The 16906-nt window shown below is 67.1% G+C and carries 8 protein-coding genes; 7 read left to right on the top strand and 1 reads right to left on the bottom strand.

Annotated elements, in window-relative coordinates; translation table 11 throughout:
• Positions 1-90 precede the first annotated feature (90 nt).
• The 3 genes from rpoB (at position 91) to ACL9RL_RS03115 (ending at position 8611) form a co-directional block, all read left to right on the top strand.
• Positions 91-3582 carry a DNA-directed RNA polymerase subunit beta gene (rpoB, locus tag ACL9RL_RS03125; RefSeq protein WP_422778757.1) on the top strand — a complete coding sequence of 1164 codons (3492 nt, stop codon included), beginning with the start codon at positions 91-93 and terminating at the stop codon, positions 3580-3582.
• Positions 3583-3627: 45 nt separating this feature from the next.
• Entirely contained in the window at positions 3628-7509 is a 3882-nt protein-coding gene (locus ACL9RL_RS03120; RefSeq protein WP_422778756.1) for a DNA-directed RNA polymerase subunit beta', read from the top strand.
• A 214-nt stretch (positions 7510-7723) separates the two neighbouring features.
• On the top strand, positions 7724-8611 hold the full coding sequence (locus ACL9RL_RS03115; RefSeq protein ID WP_422778755.1) for a hypothetical protein: 888 nt from the start codon (positions 7724-7726) through the stop codon (positions 8609-8611).
• Between the two features lie 29 nt (positions 8612-8640).
• Here the strand turns inward: ACL9RL_RS03115 and ACL9RL_RS03110 are convergent, their stop codons facing one another.
• A complete protein-coding gene (locus ACL9RL_RS03110; RefSeq protein ID WP_422778754.1) occupies positions 8641-9462 on the bottom strand; it encodes an amidase domain-containing protein in 822 nt (273 codons plus the stop codon).
• Positions 9463-9748: 286 nt separating this feature from the next.
• Here ACL9RL_RS03110 and ACL9RL_RS03105 point away from each other — a divergent pair, with 286 nt between their 5' ends.
• From ACL9RL_RS03105 to ACL9RL_RS03090, 4 genes are all read left to right on the top strand, one after another.
• A complete protein-coding gene (locus ACL9RL_RS03105; RefSeq protein WP_422778753.1) occupies positions 9749-10816 on the top strand; it encodes a hypothetical protein in 1068 nt (355 codons plus the stop codon).
• Positions 10817-10827: 11 nt separating this feature from the next.
• Entirely contained in the window at positions 10828-11319 is a 492-nt protein-coding gene (locus ACL9RL_RS03100; RefSeq protein WP_422778752.1) for a DUF6121 family protein, read from the top strand.
• An 85-nt stretch (positions 11320-11404) separates the two neighbouring features.
• Entirely contained in the window at positions 11405-12046 is a 642-nt protein-coding gene (locus ACL9RL_RS03095) for a hypothetical protein (protein WP_422778751.1), read from the top strand.
• Positions 12047-12271: 225 nt separating this feature from the next.
• Positions 12272-16789 (top strand): FtsK/SpoIIIE domain-containing protein, encoded by a 4518-nt coding sequence (locus ACL9RL_RS03090; RefSeq protein WP_422778750.1) that lies wholly within the window; start codon positions 12272-12274, stop codon positions 16787-16789.
• Positions 16790-16906: the final 117 nt, after the last annotated feature.

Raw genomic sequence — 16906 nt, 5'->3', positions numbered from 1 at the left:
TACGGTTCACCCCGTCACCGGCTCGAATCTGTGAGTAACTCCACTGACGACCAGTAACTCGGCCCACAACAGGCCCCCGGAGGTTATCCCTTGGCTGCTGCGCGCAACGCATCCACCAACTCACCCAAGAACGGCCGCGGAGCATCCCGCCTCTCGTTCGCGAAGATCACCGACACGCTGACGGTCCCAGACCTTCTGGCTCTGCAGACCGAAAGCTTCGACTGGCTGGTCGGCAACGACGTGTGGAAGGCACGCGTCGCTGAAGCCACCCAGGCCGGCCGACAGGACCTGCCGACCAAGAGCGGCCTCGACGAGATCTTCGAGGAGATCTCCCCCATCGAGGACCTCGGCGAGACGATGCAGCTCAGCTTCGCCAACCCGTACCTGGAGCCGGAGAAGTACTCCATCGACGAGTGCAAGGAGCGTGGCAAGACCTACGCTGCTCCGCTCTACGTCGAAGCAGAGTTCATGAACCACCTCACGGGTGAGATCAAGACGCAGACGGTCTTCATGGGCGACTTCCCGCTCATGACCGAGCGTGGAACGTTCATCATCAACGGCACCGAGCGTGTCGTCGTCTCGCAGCTCGTCCGCAGCCCGGGCGTGTACTTCGAGTCCGCTCAGGAGAAGACCTCCGACAAGGACATCTTCTCGGCTCGCGTCATCCCGAGCCGTGGTGCATGGCTCGAGTTCGAGATCGACAAGCGCGACCAGGTCGGCGTCCGCATCGACCGCAAGCGCAAGCAGTCCGTCACCGTGTTCCTCAAGGCGCTCGGCATGACGAGCGAGGAGATCCTCCAGGAGTTCAAGGGATACGAGTCCATCGAGCTCACGCTCGAGAAGGACACCATCCTCACGAAGGAAGACGCCCTCCGCGACATCTACCGCAAGCTCCGTCCGGGCGAGCAGGTCGCTGCAGAGGCCGCGCGTGCGCTCCTCGACAACTTCTACTTCAACTCGAAGCGCTACGACCTCGCGAAGGTCGGCCGCTACAAGATCAACAACAAGCTGGGCCTCGACAAGCCGCTCAGCGACTCGGTCCTGACCGTCGACGACATCGTCGCGACGATCAAGTACCTCGTCGCCCTGCACCGCGGCACCACGACGCTGCCGGGCATCCGTGCCGGCAAGCCGGTCGACCTCCGTCTCGACACCGACGACATCGACAACTTCGGCAACCGTCGCATCCGCGCCGTCGGCGAGCTCATCCAGAACCAGGTCCGCACGGGTCTGTCCCGCATGGAGCGCGTCGTCCGCGAGCGCATGACCACGCAGGACATCGAGGCCATCACGCCGCAGACCCTGATCAACGTGCGCCCCGTCGTCGCCGCGATCAAGGAGTTCTTCGGGACCTCGCAGCTGTCGCAGTTCATGGACCAGAACAACCCGCTCGCGGGCCTCACGCACAAGCGTCGCCTCTCGGCCCTCGGCCCTGGTGGTCTGTCGCGTGAGCGTGCCGGCGTCGAGGTGCGAGACGTTCACCCGTCCCACTACGGCCGCATGTGCCCGATCGAGACCCCTGAAGGCCCGAACATCGGTCTGATCGGTTCGCTCGCATCGTTCGCGCGGATCAACTCCTTCGGTTTCATCGAGACCCCGTACCGTCGCGTCGTCGCCGGTCGAGTGACCGACGACATCGACTACCTGACCGCCATGGAAGAGGACGACTTCATCGTCGCCCAGGCCAACGCTCCGCTGAAGGCGGACGGCCACTTCCAGGAGGACCGCGTCCTGGCCCGTAAGAAGGGTGGAGAGGTCGACCTCTTCGCAGCCGAGGACATCGGCTACATGGACGTCTCGCCCCGTCAGATGGTCTCCGTCGCGACGTCGCTCATCCCGTTCCTCGAGCACGACGACGCGAACCGCGCACTCATGGGTGCCAACATGCAGCGTCAGGCCGTTCCGCTGCTCCGTTCCGACTCGCCGCTCGTCGGCACCGGTATGGAGGGCTACGCAGCCATCGACGCCGGCGATGTCGTCACCGCCGACAAGGCCGGTGTCGTCCAGGAGGTCTCGGCAGAGTCCGTAACCATCCAGCTCGACGAGGGTGGAACGCAGACCTACTACCTGCGCAAGTTCGACCGCTCCAACCAGGGCACGAGCTACAACAACCGCGTCATCGTCTCCGAGGGTGAGCGCATCGAGGCCGGCGAGGTCATCGCCGACGGTCCCGCAACGGAGAACGGCGAGCTCGCGCTCGGCAAGAACCTCCTCGTCGCGTTTATGACGTGGGAGGGTCACAACTTCGAGGACGCGATCATCCTCAGCCAGAACCTGGTGAAGGACGACGTCCTCTCCTCGATCCACATCGAAGAGTACGAAGTCGACGCTCGCGACACGAAGCTCGGCAAGGAGGAGATCACCCGTGACCTCCCCAACGTCAGCCCGGAGCTCCTGAAGGACCTGGACGAGCGCGGCATCATCCGCATCGGTGCAGAGGTCCGCCCAGGCGACATCCTCGTGGGCAAGGTCACGCCGAAGGGTGAGACCGAGCTGTCCGCGGAGGAGCGCCTGCTGCGCGCCATCTTCAACGAGAAGAGCCGCGAAGTCCGCGACACCTCGCTCAAGGTGCCCCACGGTGAAGCCGGCACGATCATCGCCGTCAAGGTGTTCGACGCACAGGACGGCGACGACGAGCTCGGCTCAGGCGTCAACCAGCGTGTGGTCGTCTACATCGCCCAGAAGCGCAAGATCACCGAGGGCGACAAGCTCGCCGGCCGTCACGGCAACAAGGGTGTCATCGCGAAGATCCTGCCGGTCGAGGACATGCCGTTCCTCGCCGACGGAACCCCCGTCGACATCATCCTGAACCCGCTCGGCATCCCCGGTCGAATGAACTTCGGCCAGGTGCTCGAGCTGCACCTCGGATGGATCGCGAAGCAGGGTTGGAACGTCGAGGGCAAGCCGGCCTGGGCCAAGAAGCTCCCGGCCGCCGCGCACTCGGCAGAGCCGAACACGAAGGTCGCGACCCCCGTGTTCGACGGCGCCTCCGAGGAGGAGATCGCTGGTCTGCTCGACTCGACCACCGTGACCCGTGACGGCGACCGCCTGATCGGTTCGAGCGGAAAGACCCGTCTGTTCGACGGTCGTTCTGGTGAGCCGTTCCCGGCTCCGGTCTCGGTCGGCTACATGTACATCCTGAAGCTGCACCACCTGGTCGACGACAAGATCCACGCACGCTCCACGGGTCCGTACTCGATGATCACCCAGCAGCCGCTCGGTGGTAAGGCGCAGTTCGGTGGACAGCGTTTCGGTGAGATGGAAGTGTGGGCCCTCGAGGCCTACGGTGCGGCATACGCACTCCAGGAGCTCCTGACGATCAAGTCCGACGACATCCTCGGCCGCGTCAAGGTGTACGAGGCCATCGTCAAGGGCGAGAACATCCAGGAGCCGGGCATCCCCGAGAGCTTCAAGGTGCTCATCAAGGAAATGCAGTCGCTGTGCTTGAACGTCGAGGTCCTCTCGGCCGACGGCACCGCGGTGAGCCTGCGCGACACCGACGACGACGCGTTCCGCGCCGCCGAAGAGCTCGGCATCAACATTTCCTCCAGGTTCGAGTCCTCGTCGATCGACGAGATCTAAGCCTGACCACTGTAGAGACTGACGAAACCTTTCATAGGAGATACATTGCTCGACGTCACAACTTTTGACGAGCTTCGCATTGGTCTGGCCACCGCAGACGACATCCGTGCCTGGTCGCACGGTGAGGTCAAGAAGCCTGAGACCATCAACTACCGCACCCTGAAGCCCGAGAAGGACGGTCTGTTCGGCGAACAGATCTTCGGACCCTCGCGGGACTGGGAGTGCGCCTGCGGCAAGTACAAGCGTGTCCGGTTCAAGGGCATCGTGTGTGAGCGCTGTGGTGTGGAAGTCACGAAGTCGTCCGTGCGCCGTGAGCGCATGGGCCACATCGAGCTCGCCGCCCCCGTCACCCACATCTGGTACTTCAAGGGTGTCCCCTCGCGCCTCGGCTACCTGCTGGACATGGCGCCCAAGGACCTCGAGAAGGTCATCTACTTCGCGGCCTACATGGTCATCGACGTGGACGAGGACGCACGCCACCAGGACATGCCCGGCCTTGAGAACGAGCTCCGCCTCGAGATCAAGACCCTCGGCGACCAGCGCGACTCGCGCATCGCAGACCGCCTGAAGAAGCTGGAAGACGACCTCGTCGTCCTCGAGGCGGAAGGCGCGAAGAGCGAGCAGAAGCGTCGCACCAAGGACGCTGCTGAGAAGGAGATGGGCCAGACCCGCAAGTCGTACGACGAGCAGATCGCCCACCTCGAGCGCGTGTGGGAGGACTTCCGCAACCTGAAGGTCGGCGACCTGAAGCCGGAAGACTCCGTGTTCCACGAACTGCAGGACCGTTTCGGCCTGTACTTCGAGGCGTACATGGGTGCAGAGGCCGTCAAGAAGCGCCTGCTGTCCTTCGACCTCGCTGCAGAGTCCGAGCTGCTCCACCACCAGATCGCGGAGGGCAAGGGTCAGAAGAAGATCCGCGCCATCAAGCGTCTGCGTGTGGTCAACTCGTTCCTCATCACCGGCAACTCGCCGGCCGCGATGGTCCTCGACGTCGTTCCGGTGATCCCGCCGGAGCTGCGCCCGATGGTCCAGCTGGACGGTGGCCGCTTCGCGACCTCCGACCTCAACGACCTCTACCGTCGTGTGATCAACCGCAACAACCGTCTGCGTCGTCTGCTCGACCTCGGCGCCCCCGAGATCATCGTGAACAACGAGAAGCGGATGCTGCAGGAGGCCGTTGACGCACTGTTCGACAACGGTCGTCGTGGACGTCCGGTCACGGGTACGGGTAACCGTGCGCTCAAGTCCCTCAGCGACATGCTGAAGGGTAAGCAGGGTCGGTTCCGTCAGAACCTCCTCGGCAAGCGCGTCGACTACTCCGGCCGTTCGGTCATCATCGTCGGCCCGCAGCTGAAGCTGCACCAGTGTGGTCTGCCCAAGCAGATGGCTCTGGAGCTCTTCAAGCCGTTCGTCATCAAGCGCCTGATCGACCTGAGCCACGCTCAGAACATCAAGGCCGCGAAGCGCATGGTCGAGCGCAGCCGTCCCGAGGTCTGGGACGTGCTGGAGGAGATCATCCGCGAGCGTCCCGTGCTGCTCAACCGCGCACCAACGCTGCACCGTCTCGGCATCCAGGCGTTCGAGCCTCAGCTCGTCGAGGGCAAGGCCATCCAGCTGCACCCGCTCGTGTGTGCTGCGTTCAACGCAGACTTCGACGGCGACCAGATGGCTGTCCACCTGCCCCTGTCGGTCGAGGCCCAGGCCGAAGCACGCATCCTGATGCTCGCTTCGAACAACATCCTGAAGCCGTCCGACGGACGCCCGGTCACCCTGCCGACGCAGGACATGATCGTCGGACTCCACCACCTGACCACGCTCAAGAGCGGTGTCGAGGGTGAAGGCCGTGCGTTCTCGTCCGTCGCCGAGGCGATCCTCGCCAAGGACCAGGGCTCGCTCGACCTCAACGCCAAGGTGCGGATCCGTCTGCACGACATCACCTTCGCTGAGGGCACCGGCCCTGAGGGCTACGAAGGCAGTGGCGTCGCACTCGTCGAGACCACGCTCGGTCGCGCACTCTTCAACGAGGCGCTCCCGGAGGACTACCCGTACTTCGAGGACATCGCGGACAAGGGCAACCTGTCGTCGATCGTCAACGACCTCGCGGAGCGTTACCCGAAGACCGTCGTGGCGGCGACCCTTGACAACATCAAGGACGCCGGCTTCCACTGGGCCACCCGTTCCGGTGTGACCGTCGCGCTCAGCGACGTCCTCACGCCGCCGAACAAGCGCGAGATCGTCGCGGGCTACGAGAAGCAGGCCGCGAAGGTCCAGAGCCAGTTCGACAAGGGTCTGACCACCGACACGGAGCGTCGCCAGGAGCTCATCAAGATCTGGACCGAGGCAACTGAGAAGGTCGCCGAAGCCATGCGCGCGAACTTCCCTGAGGACAACACCATCAACCGCATGGTGTCGTCGGGTGCTCGTGGTAACTGGCTGCAGATCCGCAACATCGCGGGTATGCGAGGCCTGGTGAACAACCCGAAGGGTGAGATCATCCCTCGCCCGATCATCTCCTCCTACCGTGAGGGCCTGTCGGTCGCCGAGTACTTCATCGCGACCCACGGTGCTCGTAAGGGTCTGGCCGACACGGCTCTTCGTACGGCCGACTCCGGGTACCTCACGCGTCGTCTCGTCGACGTCTCGCAGGATGTCATCATCCGCGAAGACGACTGCGGTACGACGAAGGGTCTCGAGCTCGCGATCGCGAACGTCGACAGCCAGGGCAACCTGGTCCGCGACCCGAACGTGGAGAACTCCGTGTTCGCCCGTTCGCTCGCTGCGGCGGCCGTCGACCCGAAGGGCACCGTCGTTGCCGAGGCCGGTGAGGACGTCGGTGACGTGCTCATCGACAAGCTCGTGTCCGCCGGTGTGGAGAACATCAAGGTCCGTTCCGTCCTGACGTGTGAGTCCACCGTCGGTGTGTGTGCTGCCTGCTACGGCCGCTCGCTCGCCACGGGCAAGCTCGTCGACATCGGTGAGGCCGTCGGCATCATCGCTGCACAGTCGATCGGTGAGCCGGGAACCCAGCTCACGATGCGTACCTTCCACACGGGTGGTTCTGCATCGGCCGACGACATCACGCAGGGTCTGCCCCGCGTGCAGGAGCTGTTCGAGGCTCGTACCCCCAAGGGTGCGACCCCGATCGCCGAAGCCGCCGGTCGCATCACGATCGACGAGAACGACAAGGCCCGCAAGGTCATCCTGACGCCGGACAACGGCGACGAGCCGGTCATCTACCCGGTGCTGAAGCGTGCAGTCCTCCTCGTCGAGGACGGACAGCACGTCGAGCTGGGTCAGAAGATCCACGTCGGTGCTGTCGACCCGAAGGAAGTCCTGCGCGTGCAGGGCGTCCGTGAGGTGCAGAAGCACCTCGTCGGTGGTGTGCAGGGCGTCTACCGTTCGCAGGGTGTCCCCATCCACGACAAGCACATCGAGGTCATCGTGCGCCAGATGCTGCGGAAGGTGACCGTGGTCGACCACGGTGACACCGACCTGCTGCCTGGTGAGCTCGTCGACCGGCTGCGCTACGCCGAGCTCAACCGCTCGGCCGTGTCGGAGGGCCGCCGTACGGCATCGGCTCGTCAGGAAGTCATGGGTATCACCAAGGCTTCGCTTGCGACCGAGTCGTGGCTGTCGGCCGCTTCCTTCCAGGAGACCACGCGTGTGCTCACGCAGGCCGCCATGGAAGGCAAGAGCGACCCGCTGGTCGGCCTCAAGGAGAACGTCATCATCGGTAAGCTCATCCCGGCCGGTACCGGTCTGCCGCGCTACCGCAACGTGATCGTCGAGGCGACGGAAGAAGCCAAGGCTGAGCGTTACCCGAACCGGATCTTCGGTGAGGACGGCGCGTTCAACGAGTCCGATCTGAGCTTCGTCGACTTCGACAGCTTCAGTTCCGACGACTTCACCCCCGGTAACTACAACTAGGGTGTAGCCGCATGATCGTGGGCCCGTCTGCTTCGGCAGGCGGGCCCATTGTCATGTCCGCGAGGTGAGGCATTCTGTCGTTCAGATGGCGATCGGGGGAGCGATTCACATCCCCTCGGCGAACGGGGGCGGGGCGGTGGAAACGCGTATCGTTTCGGAACGGAACGGAATGGGCGAGATTGCGCGGCACCTGTGGGGGAGGCATCCTGGGGAGATGAGCGATCCGCTGAATGATCCGTGGCAGGGACGACGACCGGTCGGCGATGGGTCCGGGCAGGGCGGGCAGACTCCTGGGACGCCTGATCCACAACCGGTGCAGCAGCCGGTGCAGCCGCCGGTGCCGCCGGTTCAGCCACCCGTGCAGCCGCCCGTGCCGCCGGTGCGGCCACCTGCGCCGCAGCAGCAGCCTCCGGCGCCCGGCGGCCAAGGGCCTCGTGCTCCCCGTAATCGCAGCCTGATCGCGCTCGGTGTGATCGCCGGGGTGCTCGCGATCGCGCTCGTCGTCGTCATCGGGCTCATCATCGGCGGGCAATTCAGCGGCCGTCCCGCAGCCGACGGCAGCGCGTCCCCGAGTACAACGGCGACCCCATCGACCGAGCCAACGACATCGCCGGAACCGACCACGACCCCGGCACCCGGACAGCTCGCCCGCCCGACCGACTGTCAGGCCCTCTACCCGGCCGGCTACATCCAAACGGTCGAGAACGAACAACGGTTCGCCTTCAACCCGGACTGGGCGAAGCCGCTGACCGACTGGATCGCGTCGAACGACGACTCCCTGAAGACCATGCTCCGTGGATCAGACCGGCTCACATGCATCTTCGTGAACCCGAACGGCGGGTCGGAGCGCGGTGTGGAGACGAACGTGGTCTCGGTGACCGAGGCCCAGGCGACGGCCGCAATCGACCGGATGAAGGCGGCGAGCTACTCGTGCTCGGACGACCACGGCGGGACGAGGTGTGTCATCGAGTGGAGCGGCGCAGGGAACGACGGCGGCGAGCAGCACTTCCTGCGCGACGGGCTGTGGGTCGCCACCAGATGGTCGAACACGACCTTGACCGGGTACACCACGACGATCATCGAGACGCTCTTCCCGAACTGATCCAGGCGCCGATGTTCCTCGGGTGCGGCCTAGTGGATGCTCCAGTAGTACACGGCAGCACCGGGGTGGTACGTGTGGATGGCCCAGTCCACCGAGCGGTCGACGGTGTCGTCGGTGTGCGCCGCATAGCGGATGTCGATGCCCGTGGCGGTGTGAGTCACAGCCGTCACGATGCCGGTGTGGTCGCGGTCGCCGCTGCGGTCCCAGTCGAACTGCACGATGTCGCCGACCTTGACCTGCGCGCGCTGCGTGTCGTCGAGCGCCGTTGCGAGCTTCGGGTGCTCGGAGAGGTAGTTCATCAGTGCGGTGGAGCTCACCCACGCCTTCGAGAAGTCGAAGTCGGATCCAGTGCCCGCTGCCCACCAATCGTCGGTCATCGTCCACCCGCGGGCGATGAGGCTCTGGCTGGCGAAGTTGGCGCAATCGTTGTCGTCGAGGGAGCCGTAGGCCTCCAGGTTGTAGCTGTTCCAGTGACCGTAGACGTACTGCATCTGTGCGGTCACCGCAGCGGAGAGGGCCGGGTCGAGGGGCGGCGCGATGCCGTCCCCCTCTCCGCTGGCCTCTGCGAGCTGGGCCGTGGCCGGAGCTGCGGCCGGAGCGGTGGCCGGATCGGCGGCCGCGGCCGACTGCGGCGTCGCGGCCGGGGGCGCCGTCGTGTGTGCGCTCGACTCGGTGTGCGTCGTCTCTGCGGCTGAGGATGCGCCCTCGTCGCCGTAGACGATGCCGACCACGAAGCAGGCGACGAGGCCCACTGCGGTCGCGGCCCCCACGATCTGTGCCCGTCGGCGTCGGACCGATCGTGGCACGACGGGCGCGCCGGCCGGGCGACGATGGGCGGTGGGCTGCTGCATGGGGAGGCTCCGTGGTGTGACTGGTCCAGGCGGGGCCGGACGCGATGATCGTGCGTTGTCGTCCTCCATCCGATCCGGTTCGGCTGTGCCGACCATTGCCATTCGACATGAATTCGGCCTGAATCCGATTTCCGGGCCCTCCAGCCGCGCGCGGGAAGCGATGCGAGGGCGCTCTCGGACTGAAATGCAAGTCCCCGGACGTTCAGCGCGGTTCCGCTGCAACCGGCCACTCCGTTGCTACAGTGTCGATCGAGGTGCCAGCACGGCGCCGAAGAAGGAGCGAATCATGAGCAACCCGACCCCTGAACCCGGTTCGTCGGATCGCCTCGAGGCGGACGCCGCCGCGCGTGATTCCGTGACCGGCGAGCAGCCGGCGGACGACGCCGCCACGTCGGCCGTCGAGACCGACGCGGCAGCACCCGTCGATGCCCCTCCTGCAGCTCTTCCAGCAGCAGCTCCCGTCATCGTCCCGGAGACCCACCAGGCTCCCGTCGCGGATCCGGCGCCCGCCGTCGACACCGCGACGACCCAGTTCACCCCCGCCGAGCAGACGGCCGCGCAGTACAACCCGGCGCAGCAGGCTCCGGCGCAGTACGTCCCGGCTCAGCAGGCATGGTCGGAGCCGGCCATCGCCCAGCCACCGGTCGAGCAGTTCGCTCCCGCGTCGGCGCCTGCCGAAGAGTTCGAGTCCCACCCGTACCCCGCAGCAGCCTACGTGCCCGTCGCAGAGCAGACGGCTGCGCCACTCGCGCAGCAGTTCGCGCCGGCGCAGCAGCAGTTCCCGTTGTACGTGCAGGCGCCTGAGCAGCCGAAGGATCGCGGGAACCGCGGGTTCGGCATCCTCATCGGCCTCCTCGGCACCGTCGTGTTCGGGGCGATCTACGCCGCGGCGGTCTCCGGACTGGCCCTCGCCTTCGGCGGCGGGGCGGGCGTCGGACGCTCGAATGACTTCGTCGAGATCCTCACGACGCTCGTGACCAGCTGGGTCTTCATCGGACCGGTCATCGCATTCTTCCTCGCCTGGATCATCGCGTCCGTCATCATCAACCGCGCCGGCTGGGTGCACTGGGTGCTCGGCGGTGTGCTCATCGGCCTGGTCACCTACCTCGCCTGGTTCGGCGGCCTGCTCCTCGAGCAGCGCGCCTGGACCCTCGGCGGAACGGCGACGCTGCGCCTCCTGCTCGACAACGCGTTCGCCTTCGGCCCGGTCGTCGCCTTCGTCGTTGCCCGTGAGATCCCGGTGTGGCTCGGCGGTTGGATCGCCTCGCACGGTCGCAAGGTCCGCGCCGAGAACATCGAAGCGCAGCGCGAGTACGAGCAGGTCCTCGAGGCCGGCCCCACCGTCGCGAGCTGAGTCGGCCCGAGATGTCCGGCGGCCCGACTCCTGCACGAGGGCCGTGGTGGGTCGCGCCGTTCGCGGTGGTCACCTACGTCGCGCTCGTGGTGTGCACGTTCGGGTTCATCAGTCTCCTGACGAACATGGACGTGCTCGACGTCCCAGGGCTCAATCCGGTCGTCGGCCCGATGATGGTGCTCGTCGCCACGGTGTACGTCGGCGGTGCGATCGTGAGTGAGTCTCGACGGGTTCCGCCGCGGGTCGAGATCTGGTTCGCCGTTGTGACGGGGGTCGTCGCGTGGTTCCTGTACGCGCTCACCGGCGCGGTGCTCGTCTGGTTCTCGTCCGGTGACGGCGGCCACGCGGCCATCCTGTTCGCCGGGACGATGGTCCGACCGTTCGCCATCTCGGTCGGGGTGCTCGCGGTCGTGGTCGTGCTGGCGGCCGCAGCCGTCGCCGCGAACGCCTCAGGGCATCCGCCGCGTCCGCGCTGGCCGTGGGAGCGTCGCGATACGCCGTGAAGCGCGTTGCGCCCGGACGTCGGGTGCGGGCGGTGCGGCATAATCGTGACCGGACGCCGCTCGGCGCTCACCTGGGGAGGCACGGATGGACGCAGCACGGATCGGGCCGCCGCCGGTGGGCGAGCCACCGGGCGTCGAACCGGTCGTACCAGCCGAACCGATCGCAGCCCCGCCCAAGATCGAGGTGCCGCCTGGGCTCATCGAGGGGCCTCCTGGGATGGCCGGGACGTCTGCCGCCGAACCGGTTGTGCCGGTTGTGCCGACGGTACCTGCCGTGCCGACCGTACCCGCTGCGCCGACCGTACCTGCCGTGTCGGCCGCGCCGGTTGTGCCAGCCGCGCCGGCCTCCTCGGCCGTGCCTCTGCCGGCCGAGCAGACCGTCATCGCGCCGCCGGCAGCGGCCTTCGGCCTCGAACTCCCCGACGGGAGCGTGATCCCGGTGGACGGCACGATCCTGATCGGCCGCAACCCGGCACCGCAGGCCCGGTACCAGGGGGCTGTGCTGCTGGCCGTCCTCGACCCGCGGATGTCGGTGTCGAAGACGCACACCGCCGTCGTCGCCGGGCGTCGGGCCGTGCACGTGACCGACCTGCACTCGACCAACGGAACCACCCTGACCACCGCAGGCGGTGCGGTGGTCGTCGTGCAGGCAGGGGAGAGCCTGCCTGCAGAGTCCGGCACCGTCATCGGTGTGGCGGAGTTCCCGATCCGGATCATCCGTCGGTAGCCCGCATCGTCCGCGGGCCGTTCCGGGGTGCTCGAATCAGGGAGCCGATGGGCAGTCCTCCCCATCGCGACCGATTGCTCGACTCGATACGCTAAACGCTCCCTCACAGGCACACCGGAACGGGCGCCTCTTCACAATCGGCGCCGTGCCGATCCCCGGTGGCGCGACCCTCGATAGTCTGATCGAGGTTCACACCAGCGATCGCGAGCCGACAGGGGATCAAGCATGCGCATCAAGCTCACACTCACGAGGCCGTCCGGGACCGCTGACGACATCGTCGTCACAACGGACGCCGCGGCGAGCATCGCAGAGGTCGCGAGCACGATCGCCAGGGTGGATCCACATGGGCCGGACTCCGCATCGGCGGAGTTCACGCTGCACGCACGACTCCCCGGGTCAGGCGAGACGCTGCCGCTGCCGCCCGAAGCGCCCATCGGTGAGGCCTGGGTCGGCTCAGGCGCCGTCATCGAGCTCGCGGACGCCGGCGTCTACTATGCCGCTGCTCGTACGGGACATGCCCCCACCATCGCGGTCGTACGGGTTCTCGTCGGACCGGACGCCGGTCGTGAGTTCACGCTCCCGGCCGGCAGCTGGACCATCGGACGGGACCCGGCGTGCGACATCGTCCTGACCGACCCGCTCGTGTCGAAACGCCACGCGCGCGTCGAGGTCGGAGCGGAGCTCGAGGTCATCGACCTCGGAGCCGCCAACGGCGTTGTGGTGGACGGCGGCATCGTGCAGCGGGTGAAGGTCACGGACCGCGAACACCTGCTCATCGGCGACACAGAGGTCGAACTCGCCTTCGCGGACACCGTCGCACGGACCGGCACGGTCCCGAAGGCCGGGCCCGTGTTCCACAACCGCTCACCGCGCGTCGAGCAGCGGTACGCCGGAGCAGCATTCGACGGCCCGGAGCCGCCGAGCGAGAAGGAGGCGCAGCCGTTCCCGCTGCTGGCCATGCTCGCACCGGTGCTCGTCGGCGGGGCGATGTTCTTCGTCACCCGCAGCCCGTTGTCGCTGCTGTTCATCGCGCTGACGCCGCTCATGCTGATCGGGAACTACTTCACGAGCCGGGGCCGCAACAAGCGAGCGCTCAAGCAGCAGATCGCCGTGTTCGAGCAACGGCTCGACGCGCTCCGGGAACGGCTCACCGCTGAACGGGCGGTGGAACACGACGTGCGGATGCGCGAGGCGCCATCCACCGCCGATGCGCTTTCTGCCGCCCTGCAGCGGGGCCCGCTGTTGTGGACGCGCAGGCCGGAACACTGGTCGTTCCTCAACGTGCGCCTCGGCGTCGGCTCGATGCCGTCGCGCAACAGCATCACGACGCGCAGCCGCGACGGCTATCTGCCCGAGTTCCAGACCCGACTCGAAGCGGTGCAAGCGGAGTTCGGCACGGTCGCGGACGTTCCCGTCATCGACAATCTGTTCGATGCCGGCGCCCTCGGCGTCGCCGGATCACCGACGAGTGCAGGAGGCGCGGTGAACTCGATCCTCGTGCAGCTCACGGCACTGCATTCCCCGGCCGAGCTCGTCATCGCCACGATCGTGTCGCCCGCGTGGTCGTCGACGCTGTCGTGGGTCAAATGGCTGCCACACACGTCGTCGCCTCACAGCCCGATCGACGTCAATCATCTCGCCAACAGCGCTGCGAGCGGTGGGACGTTGCTCGCAGCGATCGAGGAGCTCGTCGCGCTCCGACTCGCCGACGCGAAGAACCGGACGAGCCGTCGCGGCGCGCTCGCTCCGGACCGGGCGGTGCACGAGCGGGCAGCAGAGGTCGGGTCGACGTCGAAAGACGATGACGGTACGAAGGCGCCGGTACCGGCTGTCGTCCTGCTCATCTCCGACGACGCGAGCGTGGATCGCGCCAGGCTCGTGCAGCTCGCGGAGTCCGCTGCCGACGCCGGGGTCTTCCCGATCTGGATCGGTACCGACGTGCCGTCGCTCCCGGCAGTGTGCCGCACCTTCCTCGCCCTGCCAGAGCCCTCGGCAGGGGTCGATGCCCCGGCCACGGTCGGCCTCGTCCGGCTCGGACACACGATCACCGATGCCCGTCCCGAGTTCATCGACCAGACGACGGCGCTCGACTACGCGAGACGAATGGCCTCGGTGATCGATGCCGGCGCGCTCGTCGAGGATTCGAGTGACCTTCCTCGCTCCGTCTCCATGGTCACGCTCCTCGGCTCGGACCTCGCAGCCTCGAGCGACGCGGTCATCGACCGTTGGCGACAGAACTCCTCCATCCACGACCGCACCCCGGGTGCAACGCCGAAGCAGCGCAGGACCGGCCATCTGCGCGCCATCGTCGGATCCTCCGGCATCGATGCGATGCACCTCGACCTGCGCGCCCAGGGACCGCACGCGCTCGTCGGCGGCACCACCGGTGCCGGCAAGAGCGAGTTCCTGCAAGCCTGGGTGCTCGGCATGGCCGCCGAGTACAGTCCGGACCGGGTGACGTTCCTGTTCGTCGACTACAAGGGCGGCTCCGCGTTCGCCGATTGCGTCTCGCTCCCGCACTGCGTCGGTCTTGTGACCGACCTCAGCCCCCACCTCGTGCGCCGCGCGCTCACGAGCCTGCGGGCGGAGCTGCGCTTCCGCGAGCACCTCCTGAACCGGAAGAAGGCCAAGGACCTCCTCGAACTGGAGAAGCGAGGAGATCCCGACAGCCCGCCGGCGCTTGTGCTCGTGATCGACGAGTTCGCTGCACTCGTCGGCGAGGTGCCGGAGTTCGTCGACGGCGTCGTCGACATCGCTCAGCGCGGACGCTCGCTCGGCATCCACCTCATCATGGCGACGCAGCGTCCGGCCGGCGTCATCAAGGACAACCTGCGGGCCAACACGAACCTCCGCGTCGCACTGCGCATGGCTGACGAATCGGACAGCCAGGACGTCGTCGGCGTGAAGGACGCCGCGCACTTCGATCCAGGGGTGCCCGGTCGCGCCATCGCGAAGACCGGCCCAGGACGCCTGACCGCGTTCCAGTCCGGATACGCCGGCGGCTGGACGAGCGACGAACCGGAGCGATCGGACATCCAGGTCGCCGAGCTGCGCTTCGGCGGCGAGTCCCGTTGGGAGGAACCGGCGGGTTCCGACGCCATGTCGGACCGCGACCCCGGCCCCACAGACCAGCAGCAACTCGTCTCACGCATCGTCGAGGCGTCCTCCGCGGCGTCGATCCCGCCGCCCAGGCGTCCGTGGCTCGATGAGCTCACGGCCGTATACGACCTCGCCAAGCTCCGCCAGCGCACCGACCGGGAGCTCCTGATCGGCGTCGCGGATGTGCCGGAGCAGCAACTGCAGCTTCCCGTGTACTTCCGACCGGACGTCGACGGACACCTCGCCGTGTTCGGCACGGGAGGCACCGGCAAGAGCACAACGCTCCGCACGCTCGGTATCGCAGCAGGCATCACGCCGCGTGGGGGCCCGGTGGATGTCTACGGCCTCGACTTCGGCACAGGGAGTCTGCGGATGCTCGAAGCCCTTCCGCACGTCGGCAGCATCATCCCCGGCGACGACGCCGAGCGGGTGGTCCGCCTGCTGCGCATGCTGCGGGAGCTCCTCGACGAACGAGGCCCGAAGTACGCCGAGGCGAATGCCGGCACGATCGAGGAGTACCGTTCCATCACCGGCGACCACGGCGAGCGGAGGATCCTCGTTCTCCTCGACAACTACCCCGGCTTCCGTCAGGAGTACGAAGCGACGACAGGCCGTTCGGTCTGGTACGCCGTGTTCCAACAGATCCTGGCGGAGGGGCGCCCGCTCGGCATCCACATCGCGTTGAGCGCCGACCGCGCAGGATCCGTTCCCACCTCGGTCACGTCCGCGGTGCAGAAACGTGTCGTGCACCGGCAGGCGGACGACACCGGCTACGCCGTCCTGGACGTGCCGAACGACGTGTTGTCCGCAGCCTCGCCTCCTGGCCGCGCCATCGTGGACGGCCTCGAGGTGCAGGTCGCCGTGCTCGGCGCGTCATCGGTCGTCGCGGAGCAGTCGCGCGCCGTCGTCCGCCTCGCAGAAGCGATGGCGACGACCGGACGCGCGCCGGCAGCCGTCGTCGGCAGTCTCCCGCGCGAGTACACGCTCGCAGAACTCGCAGCGTCAACAGACGGCACACCGGCGTTCGCCATCTCCGACGAGCACCTCGGGCCGATCGGGTTCGAGCCCTCAGGTGCGCTCATCGTCGCCGGACCGCCGGCCAGCGGTCGGAGCAACGCGCTCGCCGTGTTCGCCCAGGTGGCGTCACGCTCCATCCCACGAGCCCAGCTCTACTATTTCGGCAACCGGCGCTCCGCGCTCGCTGGCTCGCCCCTGTTCGCTGCGACGAGCACAACGATCGACGGCGCGGCCGAGCTGGCGAGGGAGCTGCTGCCGCGCATCACGGACCCCGACGAGCAGTCGCACATCGTGGTCATCGTCGAGGCGATCGCCGAGTTCCTCACGACCACGGCGGATACGCCGCTCGTTGAACTGATCAAAGCGGTCAAACGCAGCGATCACCTGATCGTCGCGGAGTCCGAGACGGCCAGCTGGGGATCGTCGTGGCCGCTGCTCGGTGAGCTCAAGACTGCGCGAAGGGGGCTGCTGCTCCAACCGGACATGATGGACGGCGACACGATCCTGCGCACCTCCGTGCCACGAGCAGCGCGCTCGGAGTTCCCGGTCGGACGCGGATACTTCATCGCGTCGGGCAAGGTCGCCAGAGTCCAGTTGCCGCTCGCTCCGGACGTGCCGCAGGCCTGAGCGTTGCGCGTCTGCGGTCGCCGACGACGTGGGCGGGTGCCGGCCGATGGGTACCACATGGGGAGTCCTCCCCATCGCGTCAGGCACGACCACCGGTTACCGTGGAATCCGTGAAGG

This window comes from Plantibacter sp. Mn2098 (assembly GCF_049319745.1).
Lineage (GTDB): Bacteria > Actinomycetota > Actinomycetes > Actinomycetales > Microbacteriaceae > Plantibacter.
This window is presented reverse-complemented; position numbering and strand designations above follow the sequence as displayed.